This is a genomic window from uncultured Methanobrevibacter sp., assembly GCF_902771435.1.
GTDB lineage: Archaea > Methanobacteriota > Methanobacteria > Methanobacteriales > Methanobacteriaceae > Methanocatella.
In genome coordinates this window covers 86,808-107,985 of sequence record NZ_CACXXB010000003.1, presented here as the reverse complement: position 1 = coordinate 107,985, position 21,178 = coordinate 86,808, and the positions used below count along the sequence as shown (strand labels likewise).

Here is a 21,178-nt window from a genome sequence, read left to right as displayed (position 1 = left end):
AGAGTTAAACTCTCTATTTTCCATCAATCAATGTATTTAAAATTTCTTTCCAGGATTCAGATTTAATATTAACCAAGTTCATACCTGTTCTGGTTAAAACCCTTAAATCCTGTGGACATGCAGTGACACAGGCACCACACAAGTTACAGAAGTCCAGATTGGTAACGGATTTTCCATCAACGATTGTTACGGCATTACAAGGACATACATCCTGACAGGCATGGCAGGAATCGCCTTTACAAATTTTATCTTCAGCCTCATTTTCAACCAGTTCCAGTTTACCATCAAACGGTTTAGTTACAGAAATAGCATCAACAGGACAAATTTCAGAACACCATGAACAATTTACACAACTATCTTCTGCAATAAAAGTATTTCCAGTGATTTCAGGTTTTGGAATTTCATCCCTCAACATACAAGTAGAACAAATTTGTCTAATCGCATTTTCAGGACAGACCCTTTTACATACACCGCATTGTACACATTTTGATAAATCCACTTCAATAGAATTATTTAATAAATCTACACTAGATGTAGGCTTATTGCTAATGATAATTGCTTCTGCAGGACATAAATCAGCGCAGAAAGAACAGTATATACATTTTTCTTCATCTATGGAAATTTCTCCCCTAATTAAAGATACAGGGTCTGGAAGATTTCTTTCAAAGATAATTGAATCTCTAGGACATATTGAATAGCATCTACCGCAGTATATACATTCTTCATCATCGACTTTTGATTCAACTTCCCAAACAGGATAATTGCCCATTTCTTTAATATTTTCTCCATCAATTTCTAAGGACAAAGATTCAAATGGACAAGCAATTGAACATAATCCACAAAATACACAACTATCTGCATTAACTGAAATCAAATCCATTTCAATTAAACCTCTGGAAATAGGAACCAAAGGACCTAATCTTAAAGAAGAAGTTGGACAAACATCAGTACAAATGCCACAACCTACACAATTTACATCATTGTATGATAATTTACGATTTTCTTCACCTTTTCTCTCTATATTAAACATTATAACCACCCTTAAGCTTTGGAAATAGCTTGATTAGGGCAATTTTGTATACAAAGATCACAATCATCACAGTTTTCAGGAACTATTTTAACATCCCCATCCTCTTCGATGATTGCCCCTTGTTCACAAAGTTTAATACATAAACCTTGTACCGGACAGTCTTGAATGTGTCCGCACAAATTAGCATCTATTTTTACTGCCATATAACCACCTCATAAACATATAAAAATATTCAACATAATTTACATGCCCTATACATATATTAACGAACTGAACATATAAACATATCGATTATTTTCTGAAATTAAATTATCACATCACCATTTTTATTAATCTCTCCACGTCTGATTCTAGTAGATGAGATAGGTGTGCCATCATATGCTAACACAAAACTAACAACAACAATATCTAAAGGATCCATACCCTTTGAAACTCTAATCTTATTGATTTCAACTGCCGTAGGCTCAGTTTCTTCACTAACAACAATTGCATCGAAATTACCATCATATATAGTGGTTCCGTACGGATCTTCTAAAGGAACAATGATGAAATTGGATTTTTCCTTAAAAAAAGACTTGAGATTCATCATTCTAACTTCACAAGAATCGATATCTCCTTTCAAACCACCGAATGCATCTGAAGTTACTCCAATCTCCACAGTTTCAGCAATTTCAAAAGCCATAGATAATAATTTTTTATGACCATCATGAAATTTGTCAAAAGTTCCACCAACAGCCACTTTATTATATTTTTTAGAATTCATGATATTGTCCTAATTAGTTTGCTGTTTAAACTTTTATTAGAACTATTATAAATTATTAGCTATTTTAAGAAAAAAAGAAAAAAAGAAAAAAAATAAAAATTGAAATTAGAAATCAATTCCCGCATAATAACCGTGAAGGCTATAGGAACTCGGATTCCAATTTACAACATTACCAAATGAGTTTCTAGCACTTGTTGCATCACTTACTATCCAAGTATCGCCTATCAATACCTGGGTCCATACGTGACCATATGTACCACTTGAGAAAGTACAGGTACCATGTACATATCTAGCAGGAAGACCTGCGGTTCTATACATAGCTACAAGTAAATGTGAATGATCCACACAGTTACCTGATCCTGCATTCAAAGTACCTACAGCACCATATCTGGTATCATAATAGAAACTGTAGGATATTGCGTCCCTTACATAATTATAAATTGCTGTAGCTTTTGCTTTTTCTGAAGTAAGTCCGCTTGTCAATTTAGTAACTAACTGCTTTATTTTATCATTATTAACTTGACAGTTTGTAGAAGCAGCCAAGTATGATGCTAAATTAGAAATGGTATTCTTAGAGTTTAGACTACTAGTTGAACCTGAACTTAACTGTTTAATAGCTACATATGAAGGCATTGCATTTTCATCATCATAAAATGCAACAACACGAGCAAACGCGTAAACAAGACCTTTATAACCTATATCTCCAACACTGGAACTTACAGAATCAGGCATTTTGCCTTTTGAGTCGATAGTGCTTATGAGACTTTTTGCTACTGCAACATAATCTTTTAAATTTTCAAGATTTTCCGCAGCACCAGGTTTACTTGGATTAGTAACTTTTTTAAGAACAATGTCTGAAGTTTTACCTGAATTTAATTCCACAATAGCTTTTGAAGCTAAATACAGGTATTGAGCTGTGGAAACAGTAACCTTGCCTATTTTTACGGATGAAGGTAACTTTTCCTCATCTTCAATATACGCTTTAACAGTTTGAGATGCTGCAATGACATCTTTTAAAGGAAATGTATCAACTACATAAATCTTTGATGTGCCTTGGGTATCATTATTATAGAAGTATTTAATCTTATGAGTACCAACACTTAAATCGCCCAAGTTGACTTTTGCAAAACCATTCAAATCTGTTTTTTGAGTATAATCCTTGCCCTCGAATGAAAACTTAATTAGTGCATTTTTAATAGGATTATCCTTTCCGTCAAAGAGTTTTAATGAATAATATGCTGTTGAACCAAAAGCAACATATTTATTGGAAGCCTTGAATTTAGTTCCATTAACTAAAATATGTTTAGAAACCGGATCAGCGTTGTAGATTGCATCTGAAATAGATGATTTTACAGTATAATAACCTACAGGTAAAGTAATTACCATTTTAGCGACTCCATTCAAATTAGTTTTCTTAACATAATTCTTACCATTAATGTTAAACACTACATTAATGTCCTTTAGAGCCTTTCCAGAACTGTCTTTAACATAAGCCTTATACTTTGAACCGTCATTATATTTCATTACCAAATTCTTAGCTGTAAGTTGAATAGGCAATTTGCTTACGATTACCTTATTGGTTCCATAATTGTAATCGCTTTTACCGTCGGATGAATATGAATATTTTACTTTATATGTACCAGGTTTTAAATTATTGCCTATAGCTAAGCTAGCAACACCTTTTGAATCGGTTTTAGTGTAATATTTTTCACCATTGAAAACAAATTTGATTTGCTTATCAGGTAAAGCTTTACCTGACTTATCTGTGAATGTAACACTAAATTTGGAACTTTGTTTATATTTGAGTTTTAAATTTGAAGCTTTAAATTTGGTTGAAGGATTTATAACATATATTTTAGCTGATGAATTGGATGTATAGAAATAATCATTTTTCTCCAAATTATAAGTCAAATCGTAAGTACCTTTTTTCAAACTAGGAATAGCTATGTTTGCTTTCCCGTTTTTATCAGTTACTGCAGTCAAAGTAGTGCCTGCAATAGTGAAAGATACTTTACTATTTTTTACAGGAGCTGAATGATTAGAGGTTACATCAACCTTATAATAATAAGTATTGCCTTTTGGAATATACACTTTTGATTTACCTGCAATACTTGTAGAATCCTTTTTGACAACTATGGTATTTGTTAAATTTTCCTTGGAATATGGATTAGTTGTAGTTACAACATATTTTCCAGGTTTGAGATCCTCTTTAAGTATTGCAACACCGTTAGCATCTGTTTTGGCAACATATTTTTTATCGCCGATGTTGAATGTTACGCTTGTATAATTTAAAGCAGATCTTTCTTTCCAAAAAGTAACAGTATAATATTTTGATTCACCATAGGATTTCTTCAAATCTTTTCCATTAAGGGAAGTTGAGATTTTTACTTTCTTTAAAACGGATACTGGAGCATAATTTGAATTTCCAGCATAACTTAAAGTCACATCATGAGTTCCAACAGGCAAAGTTGCAGTTTCAATGTATGCGTTACCTTTACTGTTGGTTTTCCCTGTGTATTTATTTCCGTTGACTTCCAAAGACACTGTTTGTTTATTTAAATAATTTCCATTGGCATCTTGCAAAACGACTTTGAATGTTGTAGTACTGCTATAGTGCATGTTTTTTGCTGTTATACTGGTCTGTATTTTATCTGCAGCAGACACCGCAGAGTCATCATTTGATACAGACACAGTTTCATTAATGTCATCTTCTGCAAGACCTAACTTTTGTTCCTCATTATCCTCATAATAAGATTCATCACTAGCCATCAGCAGTGAATCTTTAGGATAATCGTTTAAATTATCATCATGAGAATTAACTAAATTAGTTTCTGAGATAGAATTCCCGCTAGAAACTTCTAATTTTTCTTGAGATAATGCGACTGCATTATCATTAGTTAAATTTGAATCTTCTGTATTTGAAACATCATTCATTTCTACTGCACATGTGCTTCCCAAAAACACGAAAAAAATGAGTACAATAGAAATAATCAATGCTTTATTTTTAATCGAAATTTTTCCACCTCTTGGTTCTCATTACGAAAATTTTATAGTAAAATATGATATATACTAAAACATAGTATTTCATAATGAGTGGATAAAGATATATTTTAATATTATATAAATGTTTTTAAAACTTAAAAAATTGAAAAACAACTTAAAATAAAGCAAATTAATAAAAAAAGATAGAAATCATATATAAAATTAAAATAAAAGAAAATTTAAAAGGAAATACAATAATATAAGATTATATAGTTTGAATCGGAAATAAAAATTTTTTTGAACGATGAAAAATAACAGTTCAGAAAATTATTCTTTTATATCAAAAATAAATATATTTAACTCATTTATAGCAAAATTCAATGATAAATTGTCTCAAATACTAAAAATGATTTGATTAAAAACAATTATGCTCCAAATAAAGAAAAATAATGAAAAAATGAAAAAATGATGATTTTTTCAAAAAAAAAGCTGATAATATGTTATATGAAAAGAATACATTCATTAAAAATCACAAACAGGTAGAGGTTCATTTTGGTCTTTGCTATCCTAATATTTATAATACCGCAATGTCCTCACTGGGTTATAACATATTATACAACCAGATTAATGAGCGTGAGGATACCTGGTGTGAGAGAATAATTTATCCCGATGAAAAATCTATCGAATCAAATACCCCGTTAAAATATTTCGACATCATCAGCTTTACACTGCAGTTTGAAGAAGACTACTTCAATGTTCTGGAAATGCTTAAAAAAGCAGATATTCCTCTTAAAAGAGAAGACCGTGGAGAAGATGATCCCCTAATCATAGCAGGAGGCCCCTGTCCGACAGCAAATCCCCTTCCATTATCAGATTATATTGATATCTTCATCATAGGCGAAGGGGAGGACACCCTAAACGAGTTTATTGACGAATATAAAAATTCCAAAAAGGAATTTGAGCAATATCTGAAAATTCAGGGAATCTATATTCCTAAATACAATAACAAAACAAAAATATCCCTTATAGACAATATGGACAACATCTATCACATCACACAGCCAGTCATCAGCAAAAGTGATGATGAGGATTACCAGACAGTCTTTAACAATACCATAATGCTTAACGTTTCAAGAGGATGTACAAGGGGATGCAGATTCTGTATGGCCGGATACATTTATCGCCCAATGAGGGAAACAAATCATGAAAAGCTAATTGACATTGCAATTGAGACCCGGAAAAAAACAGGCCTTAATAAAATTACACTTATAGGTGCTGCAGTTTCGGATTACAGCCAGCTTGAAATGCTAACGTCAAAACTTGAAAAAGAGGGATTTCAAATTTCAACCCCCTCCCTTAGAATAGAATCCATAACAAGGGATACGCTAGAAACATTGAAGCGGAGCGGACTTAAAACAATAACCCTTGCCCCGGAATCAATTGCAAAACTTAGAAAGGTAATAAACAAGGACATTCCCGATGATAAGATTTTCAGCGTAATCCAAGATGCAGTTGAACTTGACTTTAAAATCAAATTGTATTTCCTAATTGGAATACCTAATGAAAGTATGGGTGATGTTGAAGAGTTGGTGGACTATATGAAAAAAATAGCCAACATGCACAATAACATTAAAAATGTGAAATTCAGTGTCAATCCTATAATACCAAAACCACACACTCCACTTCAATGGGAAGGCTATGATTTTAAAGACATAAAAAAGAAAACCAGATATATTAACAGGGAGATGAAAAAATACAATATAAAATGTGAAAGCCCTAAAAAAGGATTGGTTCAGTATATACTGTCCTGTGGAAATAGGGATGTTGGGGAACTTATTGAAAAGTCCCTGACAAAAAAACCCACACTAAAGGAATGGAGAGAAAAAGTCCCCCATTATGAAATCGGCGATGAATTGCCTTGGGCGAATATTGATGTCGGCATAAATGAAAGATTTCTGAAAATAGAAAACAACAAACTGACAAATTTAAAGCAGACCCCATGGTGTGAAGAATCCCCATGCTACAACTGTGGAAGCTGTGAAAAATAATTACTAGAAAAAATAATTTTTACTATAATAATAATATATAATAATATTAGTGAGGTAAATTTATGATAAATCCAGCAAGTAGAATAAAATCAATTGAATTATCACAGATAAGAAAAATGTTTGAAGTGACAAATCCCGATGCAATAAACCTGGGAATTGGAGAACCTGATTTTAATGTTCCTGAAAATATTAAAACAGCAATGAAAGAATCAATTGATGAAAATGATACCCATTACACTTCCAATAAAGGAATCATTGAGTTAAGAGAAGAAATTGTTAAAAAATTCAAAAAAGAAAACGGAATAAACACAAATCCTGACAACATACTCGTTACTGCAGGAGCCAGTGAAGCATTATTCATATGCGCTCAGGCATTTATTGAAAAGGGAGATGAAGTGATTCTTCCAGATCCGGGCTTTTTATCATATGAGGCTTGTGTGAAAATAGCTGGAGGAGATGTTGTTCCTGTGGATTGTAAAATGGAAAATGAGTTTAAATTAAAGGCCGATGACGTTAGTGAAAAAATAACAAAAAATACAAAAGCAATTATCTTAAATTCCCCTTCTAACCCAACCGGAGCAGTTATGGAAAAAGAGGATATTAAAGCCATTGCAGATTTGTCAATGGATAACGATTTTTTAATTATATCCGATGAAATTTATGAAAAAATAATTTATGACAAAAAACATTACTCCCCGGCAAAATATAGTGATAACGTAATTACCCTTAATGGATTTTCAAAAACCTATGCAATGACAGGCCTGAGAATAGGATATCTAACCGCCAATGAAACATTTACAGAGGAACTTCTGAAAGTGCACCAGTACAACATTGCATGTGCAAGTACAACATCACAGAGAGGAGCCTATGAGGCACTGACAGGTCCTCAAGACGAAGTGGAAAAAATGGTCAGCGAATTTAAAAACAGAAGAAACCTGATTGTTTCACGTTTGAATGAAATGGGTTATGAAACCGTTAATGCCGAAGGGGCATTTTATGTTTTCCCTAAAATAGAAGATGAAAACTTTGTGACAAAAGCCGCAGAGGCAGGAGTAATAACCGTCCCTGGTGCTGCATTTGGAGCTAACGGACAGGGCCATGTACGTATGTCCTATGCAAATTCCTATGAAAACATCGAAAAGGCAATGGATATTTTAGAAGAGCGTGTTGTGAATGGATGAATTTCGCCAAAAAGGTGGAAAAAAAGCGGCAATAGTTGCAATAACAGCAAATTGTATATTGACTGTTTTGAATGTTGCTGTTGGACTGATGTCTGGAAGTTACGCATTGGTTTCTGAAGGTGCCCACACCCTATCAGACATAATTACTTCAATTATTGCTTATCTTGGATTTTATGTTGGGCAGAAACCTGCTGATGCAGAGCACCCTATTGGACATGGGAGAGCAGAAGCGATCAGCGGAATAATAATCGTGATATTCTTAGTTGTTGTAGCATGGGAGATCATGCAGGGAGCTGTTGAAAAACTACTGAACCCTTCATTGATAACCGTTCCCGAAACACTGGCGGCAATTATGGCATTTATTGGTATACTCGTCAATTTTGGCGTTAGTGAATACATCATTAATTTAGGAAAATCAATTAAAAGTCCGGCAATAATTGCTGATGGAAAACATCAAAGAACAGACATCTTTTCTTCAGTTGCAATACTTGTTGGAGTTGTTGTATCAAATATGGGTTATCCTATATTAGACCCTATAATTGCATTTGTAATTGGAGGTTTGATTTTAAAAACCGCTTATGAAATCGGAAAAGAAAATATCAACAACATTATGGGAAAAGTTCCTTCAAGGGAGTTCATAGAAAATATAAAAAGAATCGCAAATGAAACACCGAGGGTAAACAATCCCCACAATATTAAAGTCGATTATTTGGGGACCTATGCTACTGTAACATTGCACATTGAACTTGACGGAAATATGACATTAGACGAATCACATAAAATTGTCCATGTTGTTCAGAACAATATCATCAGAGAAATGCCTGAAGTTAAATACGTAATGGTTCATGCCTGCCCTATCGGATTGGACTACAACCATGACCAAGAAATAGATATGTAAATATTAAAAACGCCGGGACCGGGATTCGAACCCGGGTGGTCATAAGACCATCGGATTAGCAGTCCGACGCCGTACCAGGCTGGGCCATCCCGACATAATAAAAAACAGTATAATAAATTATATGTGTAAACTTATTTATAAACTTAATTATTTTTATTAATGGCATGTTCAAAAGTGGACTAATCTCAAAAATATAAGTGATCTAAAAATCCAACTCCACCCCGGGATTCTGCAAGCATTGAAATGTTAATAGTAAAGCTGCTCCCTTCCGGGCCTGACCCGTTCCTATACCGAAGATGACTGATTTTTACCCTCCAGTAAAAATTTCATCACCACCAATCCTGCAGGACGAGGTTTCTATGCTGTTTTTCTAGGCTTATATTTCATCAAAAAGCCGCCTTTTGAACTTCAACTGCACCAAAGGGGGTGTGTGCTTACAGAGGACCCCTAACCCTCCAGTCTAGCCACTAATAATATATGCATTTAATATTATATAAATGTTACCTAAAAACCAGTTACTAGAAGAGAAAACATTTACTGGAATGAAAAAAATATTGGACAATTTCTTATTCTAAGAAAAATATAAAATTATAGTAAATCAATGAAAAAGCCCTAAAATTAAAAATTAAAAAAATTAATAAGTAAAATTAGAAAATTTCTTGTATAATATCCCCATCAGAAATAATACCTACTAACTTTTCATTTTCAACTACTGGAAGTTGATTTAAAATACCTGAAGCTGAAACACCCTCTTTCATGATTTTAATTGCATCTTCAACACTGTCTTCTGGAGAAACAGTAATGACGGATGTAATCATGATTTCATTCACACTTGTTCCCAATTCATATTTGTCCAAAATTAAATTATGGCCGACATCAGTCGCAGTTATAATTCCAACCAACTTATCCCCTTCTAAAACAGGAAGGGAACTAATTTTATGTTCCATCAACTTTTCGAATGCATATACAACATCAATATCTCCTGTTGTTGTAATTACATCAGTGGTCATTATGTCTTTTACTTTTTTGTTGCTCAACATTATCCATACCTCCAAATTCATCAAGAATATCATTTACCATAATCTCAATGGTTTTATTAATATCCATATTGTCGATAATACGAGAATCATTAATTATTGCCTGCTGCTTTAAGAATTTTTGAGTTTTTCTTATTGCATCGAAGTTGTCCATATATCTCTCAAGTGACCTTTTTACCCAAGGCTGTCTGCATCTTGAATAGAATCTCTGCTTGTGGGATTCCTCATCATCAACTGTTAATGTGAAGATGATAATATTATTGTTTTCCATTAACTCCGGCTTAATAAAACCCGGAACAACATGAACCCCTTCAATGATAATGCTGATACCTTCTTTTACAGACCGCTCAATAATGGCCTCAATACCTACATTAACAACATCAACATGACTGATGAATCCTTCAATGACATTGTCTATCCTGATTGATGTTGTTCTAATGCTTTCATGTGCATCAAAACTTGATTTGTGAATAATGGGGCTTAAATCTTTGGAAAGCATTTTACGCATTACTTCACGAATCATATCTGTACTTATGAGATTTTTTAATCTTAGCCTGCTTGCAAGTTCAAAAGCCATGGATGAAGTACCAACACCTGAAGCTCCACCAATAAGAATAATAAGAGGTTTTTCGGAAGTCCTGAGTGATCTCCAATTTCTATATTTATTGGCTATGACAGGATTAATATTTTCAAGGTGATTTAAAATCACATTTGCCAATTCATAACTTGGAATTTCGGTAATTCCATTTTCAATTAACTCCTTTTCAATATCACTAGCTATTTCATGAGCCTTTTGAGCCCCAATATCTGAGATATCAAGCGAACGTGACAAAATTCCTTTAGAAAATGGTTCCTTATAGACATTACCATCAACATCACTTGTAATCCAAATCATAATAACACCATGGGCTTGAATATGATAAGATATTTTAAAATAATATTAAATAAAATTTGTTATTTGAATTTTGAGATGAGAAAAAATAAAAAAAAGTAAAGATGAATTCTATTCATCTAAAGAAATTATGCTTATATCATAATTTGAGCCGTCTTTAACATCAATCAAGACAGCACCATTATCTTTAAGCATGCCCGGATTTGCTACATCAGTAGTTTTTCCAATTTTACTGAGAGACCTTGCTTCATGAATATGTCCGCAAACATTAATTTCAGGTTCAAATTCATGAATTGATTTTAAGATTCCTGAACTACCTACATGTTCTCCGTTTTCCATCTTATCTGCTTCGGTATTGTATGGTGGAGCATGTGTAGCCAATATTTTTACCTTAGGAACATCTGTGTTGTATACATAATCATAATTGGCCAATAGTTCATAAACATCTCCATAGATTTTGTTATCTTGGATTTCACCAGGGGTGTTGAATGGTGTTTCATTGGATCCGCCATATCCAAACAATATTGCATCTCCGTAAGCGATAATGTTATTGTGAAGACAGAATGAAACTTCATTAATAGCATTGCAAATACCTTTAGGGTCACAGTTTCCAGGAATAGCAATTACATCAACATCACATTCAGCCACTTTATCAATGAAAGTGCCTACAAATTCCAAAGGTCCGAAATCTGTAATGTCTCCAAGAATCAATACCAAGTCAATGTCATTATTTTTTAAATATGTATATAAATTTTCGTTTTCTTCACCGTGAACATCACTTATTGCTAAAATTTTAGTCATCTAATCACCTTGTTGTTCTAAAAAGAAAGATCCCATTTCCTTCAAACCTGCCTGAAGGTCAGGTTTATCTCCATGCAACTGAATTCTAGTATCATCGTCAAATTCAATAATGAGACCATTCCATTCTGCAATTTCTTGAACTCTTTCTTCAGCTAATGCTTCCTTTAAATTTATCATACCTGTAGTTAAGCCAGGAGGTGCATTTACTAAAAATTTTGATCGGGATTTAGAGAATTCGAATACTTTTTCACCTTTCATGGCTCTTTTAAATAAATCAAGCCAGTGATCGACATATTCATCCCCTTCTTCTTCTGCAATAGTTAATACAGTCCCTTGAATATTATTTAAAGACATCTCAGCTTGAGCCAAACCATTAATCAAATCAGGATGGGAAGGATCTCTTTTATATGAACTGATAGAGGACCTTATTAAACCCATCTCAGAGTTAATTCCACTAGGCATCTCATATCCCTTTTTAGTCAAATCAGAAATGAGATTATGAAGAACTAACCAGCTTTGTTCTGATGGTAAACTCATAAATGTCCACCTATAATTTTTAAAGTAGTGTGATTGATTTTTGCATCAGCATCTTTTAATTCTCTTTCAATTTCTTCGGTGCTGGAATAAGAATCTAAGAATAGAACATGATGAGTTGAAGTTCCGGCAATGTTTAAAATTGCGATTTCATCACTTGGTTTTAGTTTTCTTTTATCGATTGTTGCTTTAAATTGTACATATGGCTCATATTCTTCTGGAAGGTCAGAATATTTAAAAATACCATCTAATGTTGCTACAAACATAATTACACCTCATATATATTAATAGTATATCTTTTCTTATTCGTCATATATAAATATGCTTACGAACTGTTCGTATATAATAAAACAAAAAAAATGTTGATAAAAAAAAGTTATCATAAAATATGATAACTATCCAAAATGTGTTTTCAATGCCTAAAAATAAAAAAGGAAAGGATTGAAAAATCCTTTTTATTGAATCTATTCACCTAATGCTTTTTTGATTGCAGGAGTTGCATCAATTTGTTGAGCATCGAAGGTTAATTCTTCAGCTGATAATCCCATAGCTAATCCGTATAATTGAGCTAAGTGGAATACAGGTATTGCAAAGTCAGTTCCGTATTTTTCGTTTACTTCAACTTGACCTACATCAAATTGCATGTGACAGAAAGGACATACGTTAACAATTGCATCTACACCAGCAGCAGTCATGTGGTCGAGTTTTTCTTTAGTGAAGCTAGTAGTAACGTCTTTGTCTCTAGCTCTTAAACCTCCACCAGCACCACAGCACATCATTTTGTCTTTGTAGTCAATTGATTTAGCACCAGTGATTTCTACAAGATCATCTAAGATAGCTGGGTTTTCAGCATTATCTTCAATACCAATAGTTTTGGTAGGTTTTAAGAAGTGGCAACCGTAGTGAACAGCAACGTTTAAGTCTAAAGGTTTTTCAATTAATGAAGCTAATTTTTCAAAACCAACATCGTCTCTTAAGATTTGAGCGAAGTGTTTTACATTAATAGTACCTTTGTATTCTCTGCCGATTTCAGCTAAGTTTGCGTTAATTTCAGCTCTTTTTTCTTCATCTTCTTTCAATATGTGGTTACATTCAAATAATGAACCGAAACATCCGTTACATTCGGTCATGATGTCAGCACCCATATCTTCAGCAAGAGTTAAGTTACGAGCTGCAATGGTAGCCCAGGTTTGTTCATCAAAAGAACCAAATACACCAGGAGCTGGACAACAAGATGCTCCTTCCATATCTTTTAATTCAATATCTAATGCTTCAAATAATTTTCTGGTAGCTTTTTCAACACCAGGATAACGGTTGTTCATAATACAACCTAAGAAGTATGCAATTTCCATATTATAACTCTCCTAATAAATTTATTCTTTTAATCCACCGGTTGCTTCGTCGTAACCAATTAATTCATCAAAACCAGTGATTTTACAGATTTTTTGTACTTCAGCTAATGCTTCTGGATAAGCATGAGTTGTTGGTGGAATTTCTGGAAGACCAATTTTAGTTCTTAAAGCTTTAACAGTATCGTTAATTGGTACACCGTGTCCAGTGTTCATTACAAATACACCAGTCATTTTGTGTGGTTTTGCCATGTATCCTGCATGAGCAGCAATGTTACGAGCTTTTTTAATAATTTCAACGATTTTAACACTTCTGAGACATCTTTCTTGGCAGGTGTAACAAGTAGTACACATCCATAAAGCATCATCAGTGATAACTTCTTCTTTTAATCCTAATAAACATTTTCTGACAATTTGTCTTACTTTGTACGGAGTTCTTCTTCCAGATGGGCAACTACCACTACAAGTACCACATTGGAAACAGTGTTTTACAGTTTCAATACCTGCGTCAATAAATTCAGCAGTGAAATCTGGATCACGATTACTATCAGTTAATAATTCTTTATCAGTCAATAAAGTCATAGTATCTCTCTTTGTTTCTTTTTTGTTTAAATCTTCTTTAACTTCTTCGACATTATCTTCAGAAGTTTCTTCAGCTGCTTCCTCCTCAACAGGAGTTTCTTCAATTACTTTAGTGCTCTTTTCAACTTCAACACGGAGTTCTTTGGCTCCTTCTAAAGTTTCTTCAACACTTACAGTAATTTCCTTAACTTTTTCCACAATTTTTTCAGGATTGACAGCTTCTTCTAAAGTTTCGATGTCACTTTTAAAAGTTAAATCTTTTTTGTCTGCTTCTGGTTCTTTCTTAACTACTGGGTCTCTAGGAACAGTAGTTTTAGTACCAGAGACGACATCATCATTTACAATTTGTGAAGATGTAACTTGGACATCATCAGATGTGTTTGATACATCATTACTGATGTCTTTCTCTTCTTTATCTGTTTCTCCAGTAAATAGAGATTTTAATCGATTTATAATAGTCATTGAAAACACACCTCGGATAATCATTGGAACTATTTCCTCAAATCCATACTAATATTCTTTAAAAGTTAATATATAAAGGTTACTAAAATTTTAGTCAGTGTAATCAAAAAGGTTACAGTCATTATAACAATTTTAATAAAATATTAACTTCAAATATTATACCAACAAAAAATAGGATGAATCAAATGATAAAAAAATTCGAAATCAGATCACATGACGGACCTGGAAGAGTAGGAAAAATTGACGGCGAGCTAACACCAAAAATATTTTATAAAAAAGATTTGAAAATTGCTCCAAATGAAGGGTCTGCATATAACATTGACCGTGAAATTGCTGAATTTAACGTTAAGGAGACTTTAAGACTTGCCCAGGAAAATGTCAATGAATGTGACATTGCAGTAATCCAAGGGTCCAAATATACTGATTTAAGAGTAGAATGTTTAAAACAGTTAGAGGAAATCGGATATAACGGATTCATCATAGCCAACGGTGATGCTCTTCTCACCAATCCGAAAGACCTTGTCGAACTTGTAATTTCCCTTAAAAAAGAAGCTAAAAAAACAAGCTATTTTATTTTTTCATTTGCAGAGCTTTCATTCATGCCAATATTAACATATATGGGCATTGACGGATTTTTAGTGGATTCTGCAAATTATTACAGTCATTTAAATGTCCTGCAAACTCCAACAAAATCATATGATTTGAATACCTATCCTATTTATGAAAACATCACTCAGGAAGAACTAGAACAAAAAAATATTGAGAATATGGAGTTTGTCATAAAGGAAATCCATGCACACATGAAAAACAGGTCATTGAGAAATCTCGTAGAAGAACGTTCCGCAACCACCCCACAAAATATCTCAATTTTAAAAATACTTGACAGAACCTGCATGGATTATTTGCTTGAGTTTACCCAGTTATTTTAAATGTTTCAATCATATTCTTGAATTCCCTTTCGGATTCACCGGAAATATCCAAGGTTCTCATTTCAAAAATATAGATATTCCTGTTTTCAATGAAAACATAGGTATGAATATCAAAATTAATTTCAGGCATGTCCATATTAGCGTGAAGCTTGATAGCATCCTTTCCGGCAATTTGGACAAAATCAGATGACATTATCACTCCACCATCATCAGATATCGCATCCTCCATGAAAATCTTATAGTCATCAAGATTTGTGGCTGTGGGAAACATAACCCCATTTACTAGATTATCTTCCCCTTTAGAGAGTGTGGCGATGCAGTCCGGATTGGACAGGATATCCGCCTTTTCCACTTCCCAGGAATCCGGATATTCAAAAGTGATTTTACCTGATTTGAATGTTCTCATAACTTAATCCTCTTTTTTTGATGAAATATCAATTGTTTCAGGAATGTCTTCTTCATCGAGAGTGTCAATATATTTGGAAAATGGTTCAGGAAGTTTTGGCATTACTTCCTTTAGAATTTCAGAAGCATCCAATTCCAAAGCCTGACCTGCAAGTAACTGTTCAGTGTCAAAATCAAATTCGAATGGTTTAAGCAGGTCATCAACAGGTACTCTTAAATTAATTTTTCTTTTGTTGAGTACCATTTTAAGAGTGCTGGTGTTTCTGATTTGCTCGTTCATATCCTCAACAGTTGCCTGAATATCATATGCTATAGCCTTGTTCTTTTCATTGACTTCATGTTTGGATTTTTCAATTGATTTTTCCAAACCGTCCACAAGCTCGGCATTGCGCCTGTTGATGTTGTCCCTGGCTTCATCAATGACAACATTAATGGCATTTAAAATAGATTTGTTGAGCTCCACATTATATGCAAGAATCATCTTATTCTTATAGTCAAGTTCCTTAAAAATAGCTACCCTTTCATCATCGATTTTTGTGATTTTCTTATTTAGCTCATTAATTTCATCCTTGGCCTTCAGAAGTTCTTCCTTATCAGTGAGCTGTTCCTTAAGTGAACCAACATCATCAAAAAATGAACCCTTCAATGCCTGAATCTGACTTTTTAAATTTTCGATTTCAGCATCCTTATCCTGAATGATTTGGTCGAATTCATTGAGCTTTTCGTCTGAAAACTGATTTTCAATTAAGTCTTCATATTCCTTTTGCGCCAATACTTTTACAAGTTCATTATCTTGAAAAGGATCCTCTTTTTTTAGACTTACTTGCTTTTGTTGAGATTCTTTTTCAATAGGATTGCCGTCTTTGTCTTTACTGTTGTACTTTTTAGTATAAACTCTAACAGTTCTAAATTCATCACTTTCCATTATTTAACACCACTCTATATTAATAAATAGTAGAGTTTTATTTAAATAGTTAATGTAAAAAAAAGAAAAAAAGAGAAAAAAATTTTTTATTTGTCCTCTTTTTCAATCCACAACAACATTGCTTCTTCAATTGCTTTTGAATACCATCCAGTTTTAAATAACATTTTATTGGAGGCTATTTTGCGAAAATTCAAGTCAATGTCATTATTGATGCTTATTGTAACGCGTTTGTTTTTAGACATAGAAATAGATTGTACACACTAGTTAATAAATGCGTTAGTGTTTTTTCAAGTCAGTTTGATGTATGAAATTAAATATTCGTGCGAATCAGTAATTTTAAAGCTTAATTAAAATCATTATTATAATTCTATTTCATGTTTTTTCAAAAAAAGATTGAGTATGTGAGGACCAAATCCCCTTGATTTGAAAATTTTTTAATTGAAAGTAAAAAAATATTGCTTTAGCTAATTTTAGGTAAAAAAAGTGGACAGGTATCAGATGGGTTCGTATGGCCCTGTCCCATAGTGCATATTACACCATCGGCAGAACCTCTAAGTTGAACATCCACCACCCAATATCTGCAGTTTGAACATACCCTACTGGCATTTTCATGAATCATCTAATCAATCATTTCCCATTCGTTATATCCTAAATGCATATACCTGTGTCCGTCAGGAGCGTCATGGATTTCGCCTGTATATATGGTTCTTCCTTCCTGCTCACTGTAGAATGCTCCTGGATCACCATCATCACTTTGAGTTTCGGAATAATAGTCTGAATCATCATAGTCGACAACTTCAACCTCAGCAGTGGTTGTATCCTCTTCAAATTCATCATTTCCGCTGAAAGTACAATCCACAATATAATCTCCAGGTTCCTCATCTATCTTGACTTTAGCAACACCTTTCTTATTTGTATGGACGGTTTTCTTTTTAACTGTTTTATTTAAAGTTTTATTAGCAGTTTTATTAACTTTTGTGATAGTGACGTTTACTGTTTCATTGTCAATTGGGGTTCCGTTTACGTCAGTCAGCTTAACATTAATGGATTCGCCCTGGCTAATTGTATCATTACCACCCTGAACGGTAATATTTGTCTTTTCCTTGCTGAATCCCGGAAGAGCTACAGCCAAACCAATGAGAATTAATGCAATGACAACAATCAATGCCACAATAATCATTTTATTTCTTTCCATAAAATCACCACTTTGCTTAACTTGTGTGTAAAAATATAGATTTTCTAATATATTAATGTATTTTAAATGATGCAAATTTAAAAATCATATACACTACTGTTACACATGTAAACTATTAATATAGTTTTCATAGAGGCGAACAAAATGACAATTAAAAAAGTAGTGGTCGCTGGAGGAAGCAGAGATACATTTTAAATTCCATTTTAGTTCCGTTCTTAAGTGCTGCAGAAGCATTGCTGCAAATGATGTTTCAGATCATGAAACCAATGACAAAACATGGATTTTAGCAACAGGTGCACCAGCAGGTCATTTCCACATATTGGACATTGCCTGTCTTGAAACCGCATACAATATTGTCATCATGAACCCGCAAGCACAGGACCCTGAAACCACACCTGGAAAAATAGCTAAAATGCTTAAGGAAAAAATAGATGATGGTGAAACCCGCATCAATGCAGGGAAAGGATTTTACAAATATTAAAATCCTTTTTTATTCTTTTTTAAATTAAAAAATCAAATGAAAACATTTATATAATATTAAAATATAAGTATTATACGATGTGAATTGAATTTCATATTTGCACATGACACGATTCAACCATTTTATAATCTCCAAAATGATAGAATGTGTTTCATTAAGGAAGTAGCAAATAAAACTACTTCCGAAACTCCCCCCCTTTTTTTACTGAAAATTTCATATTAAAGAACTTATCCCAATATAAACTCAATTTTAAAGATAGCATTATGGTTTTTTTATAAAAGAAATAAAAAAAAGTTCACCATATTTTATGAAAAAAACAATAACATTTAAATAGAATTAAAATATAATTAATAAACGATATGAATTAAATTACATATCTATCTATGAACATCAGTCAATCATTTTATAATCTCCGAAATGTTAAAAATATGTTCTAAAACATGGAAGTAGTGAAAACTACTTCCAACTCCCCCTTTTTATAAATCAAACATCATCAAGAATATTAGAGTCCGCTCCGGCAATTTGAACCAAATACTCCGCTTCGACAATGTGAAGTTTTGATGGAATTATTATGCAGTGAAGTGGACCTCCAAAATCAAAATCAATCAATTCTGAGATTTTACCTGCCCTAACGCAGACATCTTTTGAACCAACACGTGCAATACCCATCGCCAAAGTATCTTCGTCAATCAAACCTTCGCGGTCCAAAGTATCTTTAATGTTCAAAAGGTATTCCAAACCCTGATTGACAGTCATGTACCTGTCTTTGTGAGCCTGAATATCAAGCAGAACAAGTGTATGCAAATCCATTTTCAAGTTTTCCTCAATAGCCTCGTAAGGAGATTTTGGATAGAAATTATAATCCGGAAAAGGAATTGTAGTTACTTTACCGAATTTATAGCCTTGTAAACCTGAAATAGCTGGTGCAGAGGATAATATTGAAGAGCCATGAATAACTTCATAGTCAATCCCTTTTTTTGAGCATTGCACTAAAAAGTCACTGTGAGTTGTTGCTATCAAAGGATCTCCACCGGTAACCAATGCGACATCGGAAGTTTTGGCCTCCTCGATAAACTTGTGTTCCTCTTCAACCTCACCCCGTACCAGGACTTCAATTTCCTTTCCAATTAACTCTTCAATAGCTTCAAGACTGGAGCCGAACAATCTGGATGTGAAAAATTCGGCATAAATCTTATCAACTTTTTTTAAACATTCCAAACCTTTTAAAGATATGTCCTTTTCATCAAATAATCCTAAACCAACTAAATAAAACATATTAAATTATATAATAATTTAAACATAATAAATCTTATGAAATGTGTAAAAGTTCCATTAAAACAATTGAATGACACCCGTATAAAACTAATGGAAAAAGGCCTGATGAACATGGACTTTCGAATCAAGGCTGACGGAGAATACGGATATATTCCAGTCAATGAGGACCTTGATGACTATGAAATCGTCGATATTGAATTGGAGCCTATGAAAAAGATTGTTAAAAATTTTTCCGAACTGCTTGAAGATGAACTGACAGCAGAGGAAATTGAAAACCTGAAAACTTCTTTCGATACAATTGGAGATATCGTGATTCTGGAAATCCCTGATGAGTTATACGACAAAAGGCAAATCATTGGAGATGCAGCATATAAATTTACAAAAAGAAAAGCAGTTTATATGAAAAAAAGTGCAATTAAAGGAACAATACGCATTCGAGATTTGGAATTTTTAGCGGGTGTTGACGATTCTGTTACAATTCACAAGGAACACGGAGCGCGCCTGAAACTTGATGTTCGTGAAGTCTATTTCTCACCTAGACTCGCAACAGAGCGAAAACGAGTAATGGAAAGTGTCCGTGATGGTGAAAAGATCCTAGACATGTTCTGTGGAATAGGGCCTTTCCCGATTGTAATAGCCCGAAACAGAAATGTTGAAATTATATCAGTTGACATTAACGAATCAGCAATAAAATATTTGGAGGAGAATATCAGGTTAAACAAACTGAAAGGAACCATCAAACCATACTGCGGAGATGTGAGAGAGGTTTCAAAGTCATTTAACTGCAAATTTGACAGGATAATTATGAATCTTCCAGGCCTTGCATACACTTTCCTTGATGTTGCCGTCGATTTAATTAAAGATGGTGGAACAATCAATTATTATGAGTTTTCAAATGGATATGAACAAGGAATAAAACGTCTTGAAATGGCATGCGAAAGTGCCGGAAAAAAAGTGGAAATCATAAATTGTCGAAAGGTAAAATCAATTTCACCCGACGAATGGCATGTTGCCATTGACGGAAAGGTCTTAAAAAATTAAAAGAAAGGTAATTAGAAAATAATCCTATTACCAGTCCATAAATCGGAATCTTCAAAAGCATCAGCTTTCTTTTCATCTTCAAGATATTGTTCTAAATCCCTATATAATTTAACTCTGAAAATATCAGGATAAGCTATATACAGCATGTCCCCATTAGGTCTGGTTTCTTTTACATAGGTTAACTGAAACTCGATGATTGTATCCTCTTCCTTATGGAAATGATGTACCTCATTTGCACATAATATCTTAAAATGTACAAAATCATCTTTTTGCAGTTCATTAACCAAATCTTCTATTAAAGGAGGCAATTTTTCTTCTTTGTTGTATTCAATTTGCATTCTATCACCATATGTTAAACTTACTTTACT

The 21,178-nt window shown here is 33.3% G+C and carries 23 protein-coding genes, 1 tRNA gene, 1 other RNA gene and 1 pseudogene; 6 read left to right on the top strand and 20 right to left on the bottom strand.

The window, feature by feature from the left end; translation table 11 throughout:
* Nucleotides 1–13: 13 nt before the first annotated feature.
* The 4 genes from fwdF to QZU83_RS01605 all read right to left on the bottom strand — a co-directional run bounded on the left by fwdF (nucleotide 14) and on the right by QZU83_RS01605 (nucleotide 4,727).
* On the bottom strand, nucleotides 14–1,030 hold the full coding sequence (gene fwdF / locus QZU83_RS01620; RefSeq protein ID WP_295609210.1) for a tungsten-dependent formylmethanofuran dehydrogenase subunit FwdF: 1,017 nt from the start codon (nucleotides 1,028–1,030) through the stop codon (nucleotides 14–16).
* An 11-nt stretch (nucleotides 1,031–1,041) separates the two neighbouring features.
* Nucleotides 1,042–1,233 carry a 4Fe-4S binding protein gene (locus tag QZU83_RS01615; protein WP_295609209.1) on the bottom strand — a complete coding sequence of 64 codons (192 nt, stop codon included), beginning with the start codon at nucleotides 1,231–1,233 and terminating at the stop codon, nucleotides 1,042–1,044.
* A gap of 101 nt (nucleotides 1,234–1,334) precedes the next feature.
* Nucleotides 1,335–1,793: a phosphopantetheine adenylyltransferase gene (locus tag QZU83_RS01610; RefSeq protein WP_295609208.1), complete on the bottom strand. Its 459-nt coding sequence runs from the start codon at nucleotides 1,791–1,793 to the stop codon at nucleotides 1,335–1,337.
* Between the two features lie 105 nt (nucleotides 1,794–1,898).
* A complete protein-coding gene (locus tag QZU83_RS01605) occupies nucleotides 1,899–4,727 on the bottom strand; it encodes an Ig-like domain repeat protein (RefSeq protein WP_295609207.1) in 2,829 nt (942 codons plus the stop codon).
* A 545-nt stretch (nucleotides 4,728–5,272) separates the two neighbouring features.
* Between QZU83_RS01605 and QZU83_RS01600 the strand changes: the two genes are divergently transcribed.
* The 3 genes from QZU83_RS01600 (at nucleotide 5,273) to QZU83_RS01590 (ending at nucleotide 8,902) form a co-directional block, all read left to right on the top strand.
* Entirely contained in the window at nucleotides 5,273–6,823 is a 1,551-nt protein-coding gene (locus QZU83_RS01600) for a radical SAM protein (RefSeq protein WP_295609206.1), read from the top strand.
* A gap of 62 nt (nucleotides 6,824–6,885) precedes the next feature.
* On the top strand, nucleotides 6,886–8,004 hold the full coding sequence (locus QZU83_RS01595) for a pyridoxal phosphate-dependent aminotransferase (protein WP_295609205.1): 1,119 nt from the start codon (nucleotides 6,886–6,888) through the stop codon (nucleotides 8,002–8,004).
* Nucleotides 7,997–8,902, top strand: a complete 906-nt coding sequence (locus tag QZU83_RS01590) for a cation diffusion facilitator family transporter (RefSeq protein WP_295609204.1) — start codon at nucleotides 7,997–7,999, stop codon at nucleotides 8,900–8,902. The genes QZU83_RS01595 and QZU83_RS01590 overlap by 8 nt, the downstream gene beginning before the upstream one ends.
* Before the next feature lie 10 nt (nucleotides 8,903–8,912).
* On the opposite strand, the gene QZU83_RS01585 is transcribed toward QZU83_RS01590, so the two are convergent.
* The 9 genes from QZU83_RS01585 to hdrC all read right to left on the bottom strand — a co-directional run bounded on the left by QZU83_RS01585 (nucleotide 8,913) and on the right by hdrC (nucleotide 14,559).
* A tRNA-Ser gene (locus QZU83_RS01585) sits at nucleotides 8,913–8,996 on the bottom strand.
* A gap of 62 nt (nucleotides 8,997–9,058) precedes the next feature.
* An RNA gene (gene ffs / locus QZU83_RS01580) (signal recognition particle sRNA) lies at nucleotides 9,059–9,373 on the bottom strand.
* Between the two features lie 176 nt (nucleotides 9,374–9,549).
* Nucleotides 9,550–9,942 carry a CBS domain-containing protein gene (locus QZU83_RS01575; RefSeq protein WP_295609203.1) on the bottom strand — a complete coding sequence of 131 codons (393 nt, stop codon included), beginning with the start codon at nucleotides 9,940–9,942 and terminating at the stop codon, nucleotides 9,550–9,552.
* Nucleotides 9,902–10,834 (bottom strand): 2-phosphoglycerate kinase, encoded by a 933-nt coding sequence (locus tag QZU83_RS01570; RefSeq protein ID WP_295609202.1) that lies wholly within the window; start codon nucleotides 10,832–10,834, stop codon nucleotides 9,902–9,904. Before QZU83_RS01570 ends, QZU83_RS01575 begins: the two co-directional genes overlap by 41 nt.
* Nucleotides 10,835–10,942: 108 nt before the next feature.
* Nucleotides 10,943–11,632 (bottom strand): metallophosphoesterase, encoded by a 690-nt coding sequence (locus QZU83_RS01565; protein WP_295609201.1) that lies wholly within the window; start codon nucleotides 11,630–11,632, stop codon nucleotides 10,943–10,945.
* Nucleotides 11,633–12,169, bottom strand: coding sequence for a DUF2096 domain-containing protein (locus QZU83_RS01560; protein ID WP_295609200.1), 537 nt, complete (start codon nucleotides 12,167–12,169; stop codon nucleotides 11,633–11,635).
* Nucleotides 12,166–12,432, bottom strand: a complete 267-nt coding sequence (locus QZU83_RS01555) for a DUF749 domain-containing protein (RefSeq protein WP_295609199.1) — start codon at nucleotides 12,430–12,432, stop codon at nucleotides 12,166–12,168. The genes QZU83_RS01560 and QZU83_RS01555 overlap by 4 nt, the downstream gene beginning before the upstream one ends.
* A 198-nt stretch (nucleotides 12,433–12,630) precedes the next feature.
* Nucleotides 12,631–13,518 carry a CoB--CoM heterodisulfide reductase subunit B gene (gene hdrB, locus QZU83_RS01550; protein WP_295609198.1) on the bottom strand — a complete coding sequence of 296 codons (888 nt, stop codon included), beginning with the start codon at nucleotides 13,516–13,518 and terminating at the stop codon, nucleotides 12,631–12,633.
* A gap of 21 nt (nucleotides 13,519–13,539) precedes the next feature.
* Nucleotides 13,540–14,559: a CoB--CoM heterodisulfide reductase subunit C gene (gene hdrC / locus QZU83_RS01545; RefSeq protein WP_295609197.1), complete on the bottom strand. Its 1,020-nt coding sequence runs from the start codon at nucleotides 14,557–14,559 to the stop codon at nucleotides 13,540–13,542.
* Between the two features lie 176 nt (nucleotides 14,560–14,735).
* Between hdrC and QZU83_RS01540 the strand changes: the two genes are divergently transcribed.
* On the top strand, nucleotides 14,736–15,488 hold the full coding sequence (locus QZU83_RS01540; RefSeq protein WP_394350254.1) for an archaeosine tRNA-ribosyltransferase: 753 nt from the start codon (nucleotides 14,736–14,738) through the stop codon (nucleotides 15,486–15,488).
* On the opposite strand, the gene QZU83_RS01535 is transcribed toward QZU83_RS01540, so the two are convergent.
* The 5 genes from QZU83_RS01535 to QZU83_RS01515 form a co-directional block, all read right to left on the bottom strand.
* The gene (locus QZU83_RS01535; protein ID WP_295609195.1) at nucleotides 15,472–15,894 is read right to left on the bottom strand and encodes a PsbP-related protein; all 423 of its coding nucleotides are present in this window, start codon (nucleotides 15,892–15,894) and stop codon (nucleotides 15,472–15,474) included. The genes QZU83_RS01540 and QZU83_RS01535 overlap by 17 nt on opposite strands.
* Nucleotides 15,895–15,897: 3 nt before the next feature.
* Nucleotides 15,898–16,818 (bottom strand): hypothetical protein, encoded by a 921-nt coding sequence (locus QZU83_RS01530; protein WP_295609194.1) that lies wholly within the window; start codon nucleotides 16,816–16,818, stop codon nucleotides 15,898–15,900.
* A gap of 86 nt (nucleotides 16,819–16,904) precedes the next feature.
* Entirely contained in the window at nucleotides 16,905–17,060 is a 156-nt protein-coding gene (locus QZU83_RS01525; RefSeq protein ID WP_295609193.1) for a hypothetical protein, read from the bottom strand.
* Nucleotides 17,061–17,278: 218 nt separating this feature from the next.
* On the bottom strand, nucleotides 17,279–17,437 hold the full coding sequence (locus QZU83_RS01520; RefSeq protein ID WP_295609192.1) for a hypothetical protein: 159 nt from the start codon (nucleotides 17,435–17,437) through the stop codon (nucleotides 17,279–17,281).
* Nucleotides 17,438–18,013 carry a hypothetical protein gene (locus tag QZU83_RS01515; RefSeq protein WP_295609191.1) on the bottom strand — a complete coding sequence of 192 codons (576 nt, stop codon included), beginning with the start codon at nucleotides 18,011–18,013 and terminating at the stop codon, nucleotides 17,438–17,440.
* Nucleotides 18,014–18,198: 185 nt separating this feature from the next.
* Here QZU83_RS01515 and QZU83_RS10765 point away from each other — a divergent pair.
* Nucleotides 18,199–18,494 (top strand): annotated as a pseudogene (locus QZU83_RS10765) (3-hydroxyacyl-CoA dehydrogenase family protein); the annotation flags it as partial.
* Nucleotides 18,495–18,977: 483 nt separating this feature from the next.
* Here QZU83_RS10765 and dph5 read toward each other — a convergent pair.
* A complete protein-coding gene (gene dph5 / locus QZU83_RS01505; protein ID WP_295609190.1) occupies nucleotides 18,978–19,769 on the bottom strand; it encodes a diphthine synthase in 792 nt (263 codons plus the stop codon).
* A 36-nt stretch (nucleotides 19,770–19,805) separates the two neighbouring features.
* Between dph5 and QZU83_RS01500 the strand changes: the two genes are divergently transcribed.
* Nucleotides 19,806–20,810, top strand: coding sequence for a class I SAM-dependent methyltransferase family protein (locus QZU83_RS01500; RefSeq protein WP_295609189.1), 1,005 nt, complete (start codon nucleotides 19,806–19,808; stop codon nucleotides 20,808–20,810).
* Nucleotides 20,811–20,821: 11 nt separating this feature from the next.
* On the opposite strand, the gene QZU83_RS01495 is transcribed toward QZU83_RS01500, so the two are convergent.
* Nucleotides 20,822–21,148 carry a hypothetical protein gene (locus QZU83_RS01495; protein ID WP_295609188.1) on the bottom strand — a complete coding sequence of 109 codons (327 nt, stop codon included), beginning with the start codon at nucleotides 21,146–21,148 and terminating at the stop codon, nucleotides 20,822–20,824.
* Nucleotides 21,149–21,178 lie beyond the last annotated feature (30 nt).

Excerpts from the sequence above, each read along its gene's own strand:
- fwdF (WP_295609210.1), bottom strand. The coding sequence starts at position 1,030 with ATGTTTAATATAGAGAGAAAAGGTGAAGAAAATCGTAAATTATCATAC.
- QZU83_RS01615 (WP_295609209.1), bottom strand. The coding sequence starts at position 1,233 with ATGGCAGTAAAAATAGATGCTAATTTGTGCGGACACATTCAAGACTGT.
- QZU83_RS01610 (WP_295609208.1), bottom strand. The coding sequence starts at position 1,793 with ATGAATTCTAAAAAATATAATAAAGTGGCTGTTGGTGGAACTTTTGAC.
- QZU83_RS01605 (WP_295609207.1), bottom strand. The coding sequence starts at position 4,727 with ATGAATGATGTTTCAAATACAGAAGATTCAAATTTAACTAATGATAAT.
- QZU83_RS01600 (WP_295609206.1), top strand. The coding sequence starts at position 5,273 with ATGTTATATGAAAAGAATACATTCATTAAAAATCACAAACAGGTAGAG.
- QZU83_RS01595 (WP_295609205.1), top strand. The coding sequence starts at position 6,886 with ATGATAAATCCAGCAAGTAGAATAAAATCAATTGAATTATCACAGATA.
- QZU83_RS01590 (WP_295609204.1), top strand. The coding sequence starts at position 7,997 with ATGGATGAATTTCGCCAAAAAGGTGGAAAAAAAGCGGCAATAGTTGCA.
- QZU83_RS01575 (WP_295609203.1), bottom strand. The coding sequence starts at position 9,942 with ATGTTGAGCAACAAAAAAGTAAAAGACATAATGACCACTGATGTAATT.
- QZU83_RS01570 (WP_295609202.1), bottom strand. The coding sequence starts at position 10,834 with ATGATTTGGATTACAAGTGATGTTGATGGTAATGTCTATAAGGAACCA.
- QZU83_RS01565 (WP_295609201.1), bottom strand. The coding sequence starts at position 11,632 with ATGACTAAAATTTTAGCAATAAGTGATGTTCACGGTGAAGAAAACGAA.
- QZU83_RS01560 (WP_295609200.1), bottom strand. The coding sequence starts at position 12,169 with ATGAGTTTACCATCAGAACAAAGCTGGTTAGTTCTTCATAATCTCATT.
- QZU83_RS01555 (WP_295609199.1), bottom strand. The coding sequence starts at position 12,432 with ATGTTTGTAGCAACATTAGATGGTATTTTTAAATATTCTGACCTTCCA.
- hdrB (WP_295609198.1), bottom strand. The coding sequence starts at position 13,518 with ATGGAAATTGCATACTTCTTAGGTTGTATTATGAACAACCGTTATCCT.
- hdrC (WP_295609197.1), bottom strand. The coding sequence starts at position 14,559 with ATGACTATTATAAATCGATTAAAATCTCTATTTACTGGAGAAACAGAT.
- QZU83_RS01540 (WP_394350254.1), top strand. The coding sequence starts at position 14,736 with ATGAATCAAATGATAAAAAAATTCGAAATCAGATCACATGACGGACCT.
- QZU83_RS01535 (WP_295609195.1), bottom strand. The coding sequence starts at position 15,894 with ATGAGAACATTCAAATCAGGTAAAATCACTTTTGAATATCCGGATTCC.
- QZU83_RS01530 (WP_295609194.1), bottom strand. The coding sequence starts at position 16,818 with ATGGAAAGTGATGAATTTAGAACTGTTAGAGTTTATACTAAAAAGTAC.
- QZU83_RS01525 (WP_295609193.1), bottom strand. The coding sequence starts at position 17,060 with ATGTCTAAAAACAAACGCGTTACAATAAGCATCAATAATGACATTGAC.
- QZU83_RS01520 (WP_295609192.1), bottom strand. The coding sequence starts at position 17,437 with ATGATTCATGAAAATGCCAGTAGGGTATGTTCAAACTGCAGATATTGG.
- QZU83_RS01515 (WP_295609191.1), bottom strand. The coding sequence starts at position 18,013 with ATGGAAAGAAATAAAATGATTATTGTGGCATTGATTGTTGTCATTGCA.
- dph5 (WP_295609190.1), bottom strand. The coding sequence starts at position 19,769 with ATGTTTTATTTAGTTGGTTTAGGATTATTTGATGAAAAGGACATATCT.
- QZU83_RS01500 (WP_295609189.1), top strand. The coding sequence starts at position 19,806 with ATGAAATGTGTAAAAGTTCCATTAAAACAATTGAATGACACCCGTATA.
- QZU83_RS01495 (WP_295609188.1), bottom strand. The coding sequence starts at position 21,148 with ATGCAAATTGAATACAACAAAGAAGAAAAATTGCCTCCTTTAATAGAA.